Source organism: Streptomyces roseus, from assembly GCF_001044425.1.
Taxonomy (GTDB): domain Bacteria; phylum Actinomycetota; class Actinomycetes; order Streptomycetales; family Streptomycetaceae; genus Streptomyces; species Streptomyces roseus.
This window is the reverse complement of record NZ_LFML01000131.1, coordinates 29,350-41,834: the sequence shown is the minus strand read 5'-3', so window position 1 is coordinate 41,834 and position 12,485 is coordinate 29,350. Positions and strand designations below refer to the sequence as shown.

The 12,485-nt window shown below is 72.6% G+C and carries 17 protein-coding genes; 9 read left to right on the top strand and 8 right to left on the bottom strand.

The annotated features are described in order from the left end of the window. Positions 1 to 50 precede the first annotated feature (50 nt). A complete protein-coding gene (locus tag ACS04_RS29645; RefSeq protein WP_048479893.1) occupies positions 51 to 515 on the bottom strand; it encodes a DUF6194 family protein in 465 nt (154 codons plus the stop codon). A gap of 74 nt (positions 516 to 589) precedes the next feature. Between ACS04_RS29645 and ACS04_RS29640 the strand changes: the two genes are divergently transcribed. The 3 genes from ACS04_RS29640 (at position 590) to ACS04_RS35880 (ending at position 4,316) form a co-directional block, all read left to right on the top strand. Next, on the top strand, positions 590 to 1,312 hold the full coding sequence (locus tag ACS04_RS29640; protein WP_107438739.1) for a MerR family transcriptional regulator: 723 nt from the start codon (positions 590 to 592) through the stop codon (positions 1,310 to 1,312). Positions 1,313 to 1,487: 175 nt separating this feature from the next. Then, the gene (locus tag ACS04_RS29635; RefSeq protein ID WP_048479891.1) at positions 1,488 to 2,423 is read left to right on the top strand and encodes a DUF5996 family protein; all 936 of its coding nucleotides are present in this window, start codon (positions 1,488 to 1,490) and stop codon (positions 2,421 to 2,423) included. Positions 2,424 to 2,669: 246 nt separating this feature from the next. Further along, entirely contained in the window at positions 2,670 to 4,316 is a 1,647-nt protein-coding gene (locus ACS04_RS35880; protein WP_158977649.1) for a hypothetical protein, read from the top strand. Positions 4,317 to 4,359: 43 nt separating this feature from the next. On the opposite strand, the gene ACS04_RS38435 is transcribed toward ACS04_RS35880, so the two are convergent. Then, positions 4,360 to 4,506, bottom strand: a complete 147-nt coding sequence (locus tag ACS04_RS38435; RefSeq protein WP_158977646.1) for a hypothetical protein — start codon at positions 4,504 to 4,506, stop codon at positions 4,360 to 4,362. Between the two features lie 62 nt (positions 4,507 to 4,568). Here ACS04_RS38435 and ACS04_RS29625 point away from each other — a divergent pair, with 62 nt between their 5' ends. Both ACS04_RS29625 and ACS04_RS29620 read left to right on the top strand, forming a co-directional pair. Then, a complete protein-coding gene (locus tag ACS04_RS29625; RefSeq protein ID WP_048479890.1) occupies positions 4,569 to 6,089 on the top strand; it encodes an APC family permease in 1,521 nt (506 codons plus the stop codon). A 35-nt stretch (positions 6,090 to 6,124) separates the two neighbouring features. After that, positions 6,125 to 6,553 carry a universal stress protein gene (locus ACS04_RS29620; protein WP_048479889.1) on the top strand — a complete coding sequence of 143 codons (429 nt, stop codon included), beginning with the start codon at positions 6,125 to 6,127 and terminating at the stop codon, positions 6,551 to 6,553. Positions 6,554 to 6,562: 9 nt separating this feature from the next. Here the strand turns inward: ACS04_RS29620 and ACS04_RS29615 are convergent, their stop codons facing one another. The 4 genes from ACS04_RS29615 to ACS04_RS29600 form a co-directional block, all read right to left on the bottom strand. After that, entirely contained in the window at positions 6,563 to 7,039 is a 477-nt protein-coding gene (locus ACS04_RS29615; RefSeq protein ID WP_048479888.1) for an SRPBCC family protein, read from the bottom strand. Between the two features lie 37 nt (positions 7,040 to 7,076). Beyond that, on the bottom strand, positions 7,077 to 7,370 hold the full coding sequence (locus ACS04_RS29610) for a YciI family protein (RefSeq protein WP_048479887.1): 294 nt from the start codon (positions 7,368 to 7,370) through the stop codon (positions 7,077 to 7,079). Positions 7,371 to 7,442: 72 nt separating this feature from the next. Then, a complete protein-coding gene (locus ACS04_RS29605) occupies positions 7,443 to 7,709 on the bottom strand; it encodes a hypothetical protein (protein WP_048479886.1) in 267 nt (88 codons plus the stop codon). Positions 7,710 to 7,864: 155 nt separating this feature from the next. After that, positions 7,865 to 8,245: a VOC family protein gene (locus ACS04_RS29600; protein WP_048479885.1), complete on the bottom strand. Its 381-nt coding sequence runs from the start codon at positions 8,243 to 8,245 to the stop codon at positions 7,865 to 7,867. Positions 8,246 to 8,603: 358 nt separating this feature from the next. On the opposite strand from ACS04_RS29600, the gene ACS04_RS29595 reads away from it, so the two are divergent. The 3 genes from ACS04_RS29595 (at position 8,604) to ACS04_RS29585 (ending at position 10,394) form a co-directional block, all read left to right on the top strand. After that, on the top strand, positions 8,604 to 9,170 hold the full coding sequence (locus ACS04_RS29595; RefSeq protein WP_209441809.1) for a hypothetical protein: 567 nt from the start codon (positions 8,604 to 8,606) through the stop codon (positions 9,168 to 9,170). 77 nt (positions 9,171 to 9,247) lie between these two features. Next, entirely contained in the window at positions 9,248 to 9,961 is a 714-nt protein-coding gene (locus ACS04_RS29590) for a MerR family transcriptional regulator (protein ID WP_245236600.1), read from the top strand. 79 nt (positions 9,962 to 10,040) lie between these two features. Next, positions 10,041 to 10,394 carry a hypothetical protein gene (locus ACS04_RS29585; protein WP_063839325.1) on the top strand — a complete coding sequence of 118 codons (354 nt, stop codon included), beginning with the start codon at positions 10,041 to 10,043 and terminating at the stop codon, positions 10,392 to 10,394. On the opposite strand, the gene ACS04_RS29580 is transcribed toward ACS04_RS29585, so the two are convergent. Beyond that, entirely contained in the window at positions 10,391 to 11,209 is an 819-nt protein-coding gene (locus ACS04_RS29580; protein ID WP_158977643.1) for a hypothetical protein, read from the bottom strand. The two genes, ACS04_RS29585 and ACS04_RS29580, sit on opposite strands and share 4 nt — an antisense overlap. Positions 11,210 to 11,269: 60 nt before the next feature. Then, positions 11,270 to 11,746, bottom strand: coding sequence for a Rieske (2Fe-2S) protein (locus ACS04_RS29575; RefSeq protein ID WP_048479883.1), 477 nt, complete (start codon positions 11,744 to 11,746; stop codon positions 11,270 to 11,272). A gap of 150 nt (positions 11,747 to 11,896) precedes the next feature. On the opposite strand from ACS04_RS29575, the gene ACS04_RS29570 reads away from it, so the two are divergent. Next, a complete protein-coding gene (locus ACS04_RS29570; RefSeq protein WP_078865500.1) occupies positions 11,897 to 12,436 on the top strand; it encodes a DoxX family protein in 540 nt (179 codons plus the stop codon). Positions 12,437 to 12,485: the final 49 nt, after the last annotated feature.

Genomic DNA, 12,485 nt, shown 5'->3' with positions numbered 1-12,485 from the left:
CTCGGCTGTCCGGACCGGCCCGGACGTCTTTCGCGCGGCTACCGGCCCGGCTACCGGCCCCGGCGCCGCTCGTGGCGCGCACCGGCCAAGCGGTGGGCGTGGCGCAGCAGTTCGCGCAGGGCTTCGTCCGTGCGCGGGCCCGGATCCACCACGGCGAGCCAGCCGGCGCGGGCGTATGCGGGGTGGGCCATGACCTCGTCGGCGGCGCCGGGATCCCCGTCCCCCGCCGGGTCCTGCGGTGTCCGTCCCGTCCAGCGGACGAACTCCTCCCTGCCGGCCGCGACGTTGACGCGGAACGCGTCCGGCCGGTCGAGCCTCGACGACACCTCGCCGGGATAGTCCTTGGTCACGATGGTCGCGAAGGGCCGGGCGGCGCTCGGCAGCGTGCCGTCCGGCGCGTGGTGGAAGAACACGTCTCCCCAGCTGATCTCGGGTGATCCGTCGCCGGGTCCCGCCCTGAGGGTCAGGACCCCGTCGAGGCCGCCCACGAACTCGATGATGTCGTCGATGGTCATGTCCGCAAGCGTTTCATTGAAGTGCTTGTGGAGACTTGTGGCCGCAAGTCACCGGAGCGAGAAGGAGGAGACCGGTGCCAACCCTCGAATCGCCGCCGATGCGCACGGCCGACGTCGCGCGGCGGGCCGGGTACTCGGTCCAGCAGATCCGCAACCTCGAACGCGATGGCGTGCTGCCTGCGGCGACGCGCACCTCCTCGGGCTACCGGGTCTACGGAGAGGTCCACCTGAACTCGGCGCTGGCCTACCGGGCCCTCGCGGCCGGTACGGGTCCGGTGGAGGCCAAGGAGATCGTCCGGGCCGCGCACGAGAGCCCCGCCGGGCTGCTCGCCCGGCTCGACGCGGCGCACGCCCGGCTCGACCGGGAGCGTACGGAGCTGACGCTCGCCAAGGAGGCGGCCGCGGCGATCTCGGCCGAGCCGATCGCGCAGGTGCGCCCGGCGGACGCGATGGGCGTCGGGGAGCTCGCCGCGGCGCTCGGCGTCCGCGCCTCGACCCTGCGGCACTGGGACGCGGAGGGGCTCGTGGTGCCCGACCGGCGGGACGGACGCGGCACCCGGCGCTACTCACCGGCCCAGGTCCGCGATGCCCGCATCGTCCACCAGCTGCGCGGCGCCGGGTACCGGATCGAGCCACTGCGCACCCTGATGCCCGAGCTGCGCGGCGGTCGCCGGTGGGACACCGTCCAAACGGCGCTGGCGGCCCGGGAGGCGGGCATCGCGGCGCGCTCGCGGGCCCTGCTGGAGGCCTCCGCCGCGCTCCTGCTCCTCCTCGGCCCGACCGAGGCCGGCGCCTGAGGGCGCGGCCCGGGGGGCAGGGGCCTGAGATCCGGGAGCCGAAGCCCGAGGCCCGAGCGCATGGCTGACGCTTCGGCCGCCTTCCGCAGGTCGCGCACGGGTCGGGGCCGGAGGGGGTCAAGATGTCGGTGTCCGAGCCGCGAGGCGTAGCGCAAAACGAGCTGGGGGCTGCCCGGTGGACCTGTTCCCGGAAATTCCGCTGTCGCAGTGGCGGGACTCCAAGGAGACACTGCACCGGTTCACGCAGATCGTCGGCAAGATCCGGCTGGCGAACAGCGTGCGGCGCAACCATTGGTGGAACGTCCCGTTCCATCTCACGGGACGGGGCATCACGACGCGCCCGATGGGCGGGGCCGGCGGCAATCCGGTCTTCACAGTCGACTTCGATTTCGTCGACCACCGGCTGACCGCGTCCGCCCTCGACGGCTCGACCACGTCCTTCCCGCTCCTCGGCCACTCCGTGGCCTCGTTCTACCGCGAGACGCTCGCCGCCCTGGGCCGGATCGGGGTGACGGTGACCCTCCCGCACCCGCACCCCTACACGCTGCCCGACGCACACCGGCCATTCGCCGAGGACACCGAACACGCCTCCTACGACCCCTTCTGGGTCAACCGGCACTGGCAGGTGCTCAGCCAGGTCAACCTGGTGCTGGAGGAGTTCGCTTCCGGGTTCTGCGGGAAGATCAGCCCGGTGCACCTGTTCTGGCACTCGTACGACCTCGCGGTCACCCGGTTCTCCGACCGCTCCGTCGAGCTGGGGGCGGACGTCGACCCGGTGACCCGGGAGGCCTACTCGCGCGAGGTCATCAGCTGCGGCTTCTGGTTCGGCGACGAGGACCTTCCCCGCCCGGCCTTCTACGCGTACGCCGCGCCGGAGCCGACCGGCCTCTTCGGGCGGCCGCTGCGGCCGGCGGCCGCGCTCTGGACCGAGCGGGGCGGGAGCCGTCTGGCCACGCTGGACTACGACGAGGTGCGCGGCGGCCCGGATCCCCGGGCGGCCGTACTCGACTTCTACGCGTCCCTGTACGAGTCCGCCGCTCCCCTGGACGGCTGGGACGTGGCCCGCCTCGCCTCTCCCGGCGGCATCACCGACCCCCTCGCGCGGGGGTGACGCGGGGGCGCGCCCGCCCCGCGGGCGCGCCGACCTCGGCGTTGTCTCCTTGCTTTTCCGGGCCATCGCGGCGAGCATCACAACGCGCTCTTCCGGCTGCGGGGGCGGGCGGCGATCGAGGGGGAACCCCACTCGGCCGACGCCCCGCGGCTGTGTACTCTGAGCACGCTTTCGAACTTGTTCAAGCGTTTACCGACAATGGGGGGGCCGGTGCGCAATCGCCGACTCGTAATGTCCGCTGCCGTCGTGGCAGCCAGTGTGGGTCTCATACCGGGGGTCGCCCACGCAGGTCCGGCCACGCCGGGCACCGCGGGCCCGCACGGGGTGTCCGCACCCGACGTGGACCTGAACAAGGTCGCGGCGTCGAACTTCACCACCGTCGCGAGCCCTGCCGAGCGTACGGTCCACACCTCGTCCGCCGCCAAGGGCAACGGCAAGGCCGGTGCCACCCCGCAGTCCGAGAGCGGCGCCGCCGCGGAGCCGACGGTCTCCCTGACGGCCAAGGGCACCAGCGCACGCGGAATCAGCCTGGCCCTCGGCGTCATGAGCGAGCCGGGCACGGCACTCTCCGTCAACGTCGCCTGGGGCGACGGCACCAGCGTCACCTTCGGTGCCAACGGGCCGACCGACTCGACCCAGACGCACTCCTACGCGGAGATCGGCTCGTACACGATCAAGGTCACCCTGTCGGACGGCACGGGCGAGCGGGGCACCAACGAGCTGGCCGTCGTGACGCCCGGTTCCGACTTCACCCCGTACGCGCCCACCCGCCTCCTGGACACCCGTGACGGCACGGGCACGGCCAAGGGCAAGGTCGCCCCGTACGCCACCGCCCGGGTCAAGATCGCCGGCAACGGCTCGATCCCCGTCGGCGTCACGGCCGTGGTGCTTAACGTCACCGCCACCAACACCACCAGCGGCGGCCACGTCACGGCCTACCCCGAGGGCAGCGAGCGCCCGGCCACGTCGAACGTCAACTTCACGGCCGGCCAGACCGTCCCGAACCTGGTGATCGTCCCGGTCAACAAGAACGGCTACGTCGACCTGTACAACGGCGGCTGGGAGCCGGTCGACCTCATCGCGGACGTCACCGGCTACTTCACCCGCACCTCCTCCAGCGGCTACACCGCGCTGAACCCCTCCCGGTTCCTCGACACCCGCGAGGGCCTCGGCGGCCCCCGGGGCCAGGTCGCCGGGCAGGGCACCATCGGCGTCCGGATGACCGGCAACGGCGGCGTCCCGTACGGCGCCACGGCCGTCGCGCTCAACGTGACCGTCACCAACCCGCGCGAGGACGGCCACCTGACCGTCTACCCGAGCGGCGGGGCGGCCCCGAGCACGTCCAACCTGAACTTCCGCGGTGGCCAGACCGTCGCCAACTCGGTCATCGTGCCGGTCGGCGCCGACGGCTCGATCAAGATCCGCAACGGCGCCTGGAAGGGCGCCGACGTCATCGTCGACGTGGTGGGCTACTACAGCACGGACAGCCAGGGCGCCTACCTGCCGTTCCTGCCGGAGCGGCTGCTCGACACCCGCGACCCGGCGGACTGGCCGTACGGCCAGCTGGAGGGCCAGGGCTACATCTACATGCCGCTGTCCAGCACGCGCCCGCAGAACACGGCGTACGTGCTGAACACGACGGTCACCAACACCCGCGGCGACGGGTACCTGACCGTGTCGCCGGACCCGAACTCGAAGAGCGCCTACGACAACGACTGGGCGATCTGGCCGACCCCGCCCAACTCCTCCAACCTGAACTGGAAGCGGGGCGAGACCGTCCCGAACCTGGTCCAGGCGGGTATGGGCAACAACGGCATCGTCGACTTCTGGAACCGCGGCTGGGACAACATCGACCTGGTCGTCGACATCTTCGGCGTCTACCAGACGAACTGATCCACCGACCGGCACGCCCCACAGCTGCCCCGGGAAAGCCCTCTCAGCAGGCGCCTTCCCGGGGCAGCCGCATGTCCGCCCCGGACCTCGCGGTACGGCGCGCCACGAGGTGGCGGCTCAGCGGAGCGCCGGCGGGCAGCGCCGGCAGCGCGCACACGCCCCACCAGCCCACCCGGCCGTAGACGTTCACGCCGAGCCCCCGGACAGACCACGCGCCTCGCGCGCCACCGCCGGGTGCCTGACGATGCGTACATGGCCCAGGACAGTGCCGGCTCCGCGACGGGTGCGGAGATCCCCGACGCGGAGCTGAAACACGACGCGATCGGCTTCCTCGACGCGCTCGTCATCGGCCTGAACTCCACCTCGCCCGCCTACTCGCTGGCCGCCGCCATCGGGCCGATCGTGGCGCTGGCGGGGATCTACGCTCCCGGCGTGATGCTGGCGTCGTTCGTCCCGATGCTGCTGATCGCCGCCGCGTTCTACTACCTCAACAAGGTCGACCAGGACTGCGGGACGACGTTCTCGTGGGTGACGCGGGCCATGGGCCCGTGGGCCGGCTGGCTCGGCGGCTGGGCGATCACGATGACCGGTGTCCTGGTCATCGGCTCGCTGGCCGACGTCGCCGTGAACTTCGGCCTGCTGGCCGTGGGCCTCGACGACTGGGCCGCCCATACGGTGATCCGGCAGACGCTCACCGTCGTGGTGATCCTCGCCATGACCGCCATCTGCGTCATCGGCACCGAGCTGTCGGCCCACCTCCAGGACGTGCTCATCCTCGCCCAGGTCGTCTTCTTGCTGCTCTTCGCGGTGGTCGCGCTCTACCGCGTCTACGCGGGAACCAGCACCCTCGATTCCGTCGAGCCGTCGCTCTCCTGGCTCAACCCCTTCGGAGCCGGCGGCAACGCCCTCACCGCAGGCCTGCTGCTCGGGGTGTTCATCTACTGGGGGTGGGAGTCCGCGGTGAACCTCACGGAGGAGATGAAGGACTCCGCCACGGCGCCCGGCAAGGCCGGCATCTGGTCGACCGTGGTGCTGCTGGTGACGTACCTGGCCGTGGGGTTCGCCGTCGTCGCGTACGCCGGAACCGAGTTCCTCGCCGTGCACGCGGACGACGAGGAGGCCGTCTTCGCCGTCCTCGCGCACGAGGTGATGGGCGGCTGGGACTGGACGGTGCTCCTCGCCGTCTGCACGTCCGCCCTCGCCTCCACGCAGACCACGATCATCCCGGCCTCCCGTACCGCCCTGTCCATGGCCCGTCGCCACGCGCTGCCGCACGCCTTCGCGCACATCCAGCCGCGGTTCCTGACCCCGGACGTCAGCACGTGGTGGGTGGCCGGCATCGCCATCGCCTGGTACCTCGTCGTCAACCAGATCAGCGAGAACGCCCTCCTGGACTCGGTGACCGCGCTCTCCCTGCTCATCGCCTTCTACTACGCGCTGACGGGTGTGGCCTGCGCCGTGTACTACCGCCGCCACCTGCTGGAGAACCTGCACAACTTCCTGCTCATCGGAGTCGGGCCGCTGGTCGGGGCGGGGCTGCTGGGCTGGCTGCTGGTGGAGTCGATCGGCGACATGTCGAACCCGGAGAACTCCTACAGCGGGGTCTCCTGGTTCGGGCTCGGACCGCCGCTGGTGATCGGGATCGGGATCGCCGTGGCCGGCGTGCTGATCATGTGCTTCTGGCGGCTGCGGGACGGCAGGTTCTGGCGGGAGCGGCGCAGCGTGGTGGACCCGGCGCTCGTCCACGGCTCCACGTCCCAGCCGTCCCGGTAGCCGGCGACCGTACGGGTTTCCCGAAGGAGTCCTTGATGTCCGTGGTGCTGGGGTACGACGAATCGCCCGGCGCGGAGCGCGCCCTGCACGTGGCGCTCGAAGTCGCCGCCGCGTTCGGCGAGCCGCTCGTCCTCGTCTACGGCGCCGCCGCGCCCGGGGCCGCCGGTGAGGAGTACCGGGCGCACCGGGAGGCGGTCCGCCAGGCGGGGCGCAGCGCACTGGCCCGGGCCGTCGAGGCCGCCGACGAGGCCGGTGTCCCGTCGACGGTCGAGGTGGTCGACGAGAAACCGGCCCAGGCCCTGCTCGACGCGGCGGAACGCCACCGCGCGCGGGTCATCATCGTGGGCAGCTGGGGCGACAGCCCCATCCGCGGCGCCCTGCTGGGCTCGACCCCGCACAAGCTGCTGCACCTGTCGCCGGTGCCGGTGCTGTGCGTGCCTACGGCGGGCGAGCCCGGGACGTAGCGGCGCGGATCAGGTGGTCGGGAGGGGCTCGCCGGTCTCCAGCAGGGTCTTGAGGCTGGAGAGGATCGGCGGCCAGCCCTGGCTGCACATGCCGTGCAGGATGCTCTCGGCGTCGAACTCGTGGGTGACGGTCAGCTTCACGATCTCGCCCTCCGGCTCGATGTCGAAGGCGACCGCCGACCGGCGTTCGGCCGCGATCCGGGTGCGGACCTCCTCACCGATGCCGACGGCCCGGGCCCACTCCTCGGTGAACGTGTGCCAGGTGTACGACAGCCGCCGGAAGGGGTCGCCGACGAGGACGACCTGTTCGGGGTGGGCCATGGTGGCTCCGCCCTGTTTCCAGACGAGGGGGGAGCCCTTGGCCCAGTCGCTCTCGAAGGAGACGCCCCAGTACCGGTCGGTGAGGGCCGGCTCGGTCAGGGCCTGCCAGAGCCGCTCGGGGGTCGTGCGGATGTAGGTCGTATAGAGGAACGTCGTGCCGTCCATGGGGGGTTGCTCCAGAACTCTCTTCGGGCGCCTCGGCTCACTCGTACACGGTGAGGGCCTCCAGGCCGGGTACGACGAGGTGCGGGGTGAACTCGGTCACGGTGTGGTCGGCGACGCCGCCCACGACGTACGGATCCGTGGCGAGCAGGCGGCCGAGGTCCTCGACGGGCATCTGCGGGGCGAGGTACACACCACCGGTCAGCGCCTTCTGACGGCCCGCCACCAGGAGCGTGCGGCGCGCGATCTGCTGCTTGAGCCAGTCGCCGTGGGCCGGCCGCAAGGGTTCCACGTCTTCGAGGGGTGCCGTGTAGGTCACGGTGACTATGAACATGCCCCGGACCGTACTGGATGATCAAGGACGGCCACGAGCTTTTTCACCCGGTCGGGTGGTGCCCGGCGGGGCTCACGCCGCCGCTTTGAGCAGGCCCGCGTCCATCAGACGCTCGGCCCAGGCGTTCATCGCCGTACGGACCTTGGCCTCGTCGGTCTGCCAGGCGTCGGCGAGGGAGGACGCGGCCAGGTCCAGGAACCCGTCGTTGACCCGCAGGGCCACCCACATGGCCGAGCCGACGGGGCTGCAGCGGAACTCGCCGCGCTCTGCCGTTCGTACCTTCATCCGACCGTCCGCCAGAGCCGTTCCGGTCACGCCGTCCGCTGCCACGATCCGCATGTCGTCTCCTCGTTCGAGTCCGCCTCAAGTGCTTCAAGCATCGCGGCCCTGCGAGGACTCGACCATGGGGCTAGCCACCCCCTGCGCGCTGCGGCCACCCACCGTGGGGCGGTCGGGTGGTCCGGCCCGGGCCCCGGCGGCCCCGGGGGGGCCGGCTACATGCCGTTCGGCTGGAGGACGGAAATGATGTTGCCGGCCGGGTCCTCGAACCAGGCGATCGCGGGGCCGGGCGCCGCGCGGGCGATCCCTTTCGCGTCCTGTTCGAACCCCTCGTACCGCTCGAAGGCCACGCCGCGTGCGGACAGTTCGTCGACGGCGCGGTCGATGTCCTCCACCGGGAAGTTCAGCACCGTGAAGGTGGCGGCCCGGTGGTTCTCCTTCGGGTACAGCAGCACGTCGGTGTCCCCCGCCAGGTGCAGGGTCAACAGGCCGTTCTCCTCGGAGACCCGCAGTCCGAGCGTCTCACCGTAGAACCCCCTGGCCGCCTCGATGTCGTCCACCGAGTAGCCGCTGAATCCCTTGCTGTCACCCAGCATTATGGCTGTCCTCCGTTCGCCGCAGCACGTCCGGCACCGCACCTGGGCCCAGTGTCCCCCCACACACCCCCGTCCGCCCGACAACCGCCCACGCTCCCTGCGGCCGCAGCGACCAGCCAGTGGTGTCCCCCGTCGAGGGTGGAGAAAGAAGCGACGGCGGGCCGGGCGGTGCGGCGAATGCGGCGCCCCGCACCCCAACCCACCGGCGGCTGCAGGGCGCAGGCCGCGACTCCGCGCGAACGATCCCGATCCCCTCCCACCGGCCGTTTCCACCTGACGAAACGATTCTTGACGGGCTCGAAATCTTAGGTAAGGCTTACCTGTCTTATCTGATTCTTATCTGCCAGGAGCCGTCACCATGGCCACCCTTCCAGCCCCCAGCCCCACGCCCGGCGCGCTCAGACCGGTCCGGGTGTACGACTCGTGGTGGACGGTGGCTGCCGCCTCGCTCGCGGCGGTGACGGCCCTCGCCGGCGGCCTCTGGTTCTCCGCCCACGTCCGCACCGACCCCGTCCTGCACGAGGTCGCGCTCTTCGTGCACCTGGCCTCCCTGGCCCTCGGGTTCGGGGCCGTCCTGGCCGCCGACTGGTACGGCACCCTCTGGCTCACCGGGCGCGCCCCGCTCTCCGAGGCCCTGAACGTCACCTCCCGCCTCCACGTACCCATCTGGGCCGGCCTCGCCGGCCTGGTCGTGAGCGGCCTGATGCTCCACCCCGACCTGTCCTCGCCCCTCACCCAGGCGAAGATCGCACTGGTGGCCACGCTCACGGTCAACGGCCTCCAGGCCGGCCTGCTCAGCCGCCGCCTGTCCGCCCCCGGCGCCCCCGGACCCGCCGCCCTGGCCTGGGCCGGAGCCACGGCCCTGATCTCTCAGCTGTGCTGGTGGGGCTCGGTCGTGGTGGGGTTCATCAACACCCGCACCTGAAGCGACCGCACATCCGGGCCCACCGGCCGACCTGCCGACTTGACCTTCGAGTCAGGTCGAAGGTCTACGGTCGGGGCATGACGAGCCACCGCATCTCGCAGCCGGCCGAGCGCTCCGGCGTACCGGCCACGACGCTGCGCTACTACGAGGACGCCGGTCTGGTGCCCGCGGACCGCACCTCGTCCGGGTATCGGGTGTACGGCGAGGACGCGGTGGAACGTCTGGCCTTCGTCTCCTCGGCCAAGCTCCTGGGGCTGTCCCTGGCAGAGATCCGCGAACTCCTCGGCGTACGCGAGGAGGGGGTGCGTTCCTCGGTGCGGGCGCGGATGCTGCCGCTGATCTCGGGCCGGATCGCGGAGACCGACGGCCGGATCGCGGAGACCGACGGCCGGATCGCCGAACTGCGCGCGTTCTCCGCCCACCTGGCCGGCGTCCACGCCGACTTGTCCGGACCGGCTCCGGCCGGGCCGTGCGGGCCGGACTGCGGCTGCACCACCACCGGCCCGGTGCCGGCGGCCGGGCCCGTGCCCGTCGAGCTGTCGCCGACCCGCCTCACACCCGAGGCCGAGCCGTGGCGGGAGGTCCCGGTGGCCTGCGCCCTGGGCCACGCCGAGCTGGGCGAGCGCACGGCACATGGCGGCAACTGGCCGCCAAGGCCACGGGCCGCGAGGAGATCGACGGCGGCCTGCGGCTGTCCTTCCCGGCGGGCGCCGAGCTGGCCGGTGAGCTCGCGGCACTGGCCGCGGCGGAGCAGGTCTGCTGCGCGTTCCTCGACTTCACGCTGCACCTGACCCCGACCGCTCTCCAGCTCGACGTGCGAGCCCCGGAGTCCGCCGCCGGGATGCCGGCCGACCTCTTCGGAGGACCCGCATGAGCGCCCCCTCTCCCCGTCCGTCCCGGCCCTGGGGCACGCTCGGCGCCGGCGCGGCCGCGGTCGCCGCCTGCGCGGCGTGCTGCGCGGGCCCGCTCGTGGCCGTCCTCGGCGGCATCGGCATCACGTCCTCGATCGCCGCGCTCTGGATGCCCGCCCTGGTGGTCTTGGCCGTGGCCGCCGGACTGGGCGTCCTGGTCGTACTGCACCGACGCCGGACATCTGCCTGCCGCACGGCCCCGGCGCCGACCGACCTCGGCATGCCCGCCATGGGCCCACCCCCGGAAACGGACTCCGGCCGAGCGGCCCGGGACCGCCACCACGATCCGAAAGACACCGTCTCCACCGTCTAGGGTGCCCGGTCGCCGTCGCGCGCCCGGTCCGCGGCCGCCGCTCTGGCGCGTCGTGCCCCGGTCCGCGCGGTCCGGGCCTCGCGCAGCTGCCTCTCCAGCTCGGCGACGCGCTCGTCGGCTTCGGCCAGCGCCTGCTCGGCCGCGCGCAGCTCCGCCGCCCGGGCCGCGGCCTCGGCCTCGGCGCGCGCCCGCTCGGCCCGGGCGCGCCGCTGTTCCACCTCGCGGGACGGCTTCGGCTCCGGCTCCGGCGTCGGCTCCGGCTCCGTCCGCTGTTGCTCCTGCTTCTGCTTCGCCGGACGTTCCGTCGGCGGCCGTACGGGGGCCGTCTCGGGGAGGCCCGTGAAACCGACCGGCGGCTCCAGCCCGGTGGAAAGCCGTCCACCGGACCACTGCGCGGCAGCCTCGGAATCGGCGAGGGCGGCATGGAGGGTCTGCTCCACCTCGTGAACGACGTCCTCGCCGACCGCCCGTCCCTCCTCCTCGGCCAGCTGGCGGGCGGTACGGGCCAGGGCGGCGACCACGACGTGCCGCTGATGGGACAGGGCTTTCAGCCTCCCGCCGTCCAGCGACCGCTGCGCCCGGCGCAGCGCTTCGCCCAGCTCGAGGAAGGCGGCGACCTCCTCCGGGCGCCGCCGCACCAGCAGGTTCGAGGCGTACGCCGCCCGCGTCGGGCGGCGCAGTGCGGCGATGGCCTTGGCCGCACCGGCCTGTCCGGCCTTGCGGGCCCGCGCGGCCTGCTCGTTCCGGACCTCGGTGAACCGCTCCGGAACCAGCCCGTACAGCTCGTCGGCCACCGCATCCACATCAACGTCCACGCCCTCCACCATGCCGCCCGGGCCGCCGCCGGGCGCGGTGAGCCCGGCGGCGGGACGGGCCTAGGCGAGGGTGATCTTGTCCCCCTCGACGGCTATCTTCGCCGCCGCGAGCGGGCGCGTCGCCGGCCCTCCGGCGACCGTGCCGTCCGAGATCTTGAACAGGCTCTGGTGGCACGGGCAGACGATGTTCCCGTCCTTCACCGTCGCCACCGAGCAGCCCTGATGGGTGCAGGTCGCCGAGAAGGCCTTGAACTGCCCCGCCATCGGCTGGGTGACCACCACCTTCTGGTCCTTGAACACCTTCCCGCCGCCGACCGGGATCTCCGCCGTCTGCGCGAGCGCCTGGCCCCCGCCCGCGCCACCGCCGGCCGCGGCGCCCGCCGAGGGTTCGCCCTGTGCGCTGCCGGGGGCGTTGCCCGGTGCGCCGTCGGCTGCCGCCTCGGCGCCGCCGTCGCTGCCGCAACCGCTCAGGACCGTGCCCGCCAGCGTGGCGGCGCCCGCCGCGAGAACCGTGCGCCGACGCGTGGTGTCACCCATGGCCGTATCTCCTTCTCGTACCGGAAGCGGACCGGAGCATCCTTTGTCACCCCAGCCTCAGCAGGAACACGCGGGGGCGCAGCCGGTGGTTCACCGCATCCGGAACCGAATTCGGCCGAACCGCCACGGGGGTTCCCGCGTGTGCAGGGTGTGACTACGACATCCTCCGACCTGCGCGCGCGGGCGGCCGAGTACGCACTCCTGCCGCTGCGCCTCTTCCTCGGCTTCACCTTCGTCTACGCCGGGCTGGACAAGCTGACCGACGCGGCGTTCCTGTCCGCCACCGGGGACGGCTCGATCGGACAGCAGATGGAGGCCGTACGGGACTCCGCCGCGCTCCCGGGTCTGATCGAGCTCTCCTCGCAGAACCCGGTGGCCTTCGGCATCGCCATGGCCCTCGGGGAACTGGCCGTCGGACTGGGCGCCCTGACCGGGCTGCTGACCCGGGTGGCCGCTGTCGGCGGTGCGCTGATCTCGCTGAGCCTGTGGCTGACCGTCAGCTGGCCGACCACCCCGTACTACTACGGCAACGACCTCGTGTACCTGGTGGCCTGGATCCCGCTCATCCTGGCGGGCGCACCCGCCCTCTCCCTGGACGCGCTGCTGCACCGCCGCCTCGGCAGGCGCTCGTCAAGGTCGAGGCGGGCGCGGTCCGGCCGCCCGAACCCGGCCCCGGCGGCCTCGTCCTGAGCCGCCCTCACACGCCGGCGCCGCCATCGGCATCCGCGCCGGCCCCGCC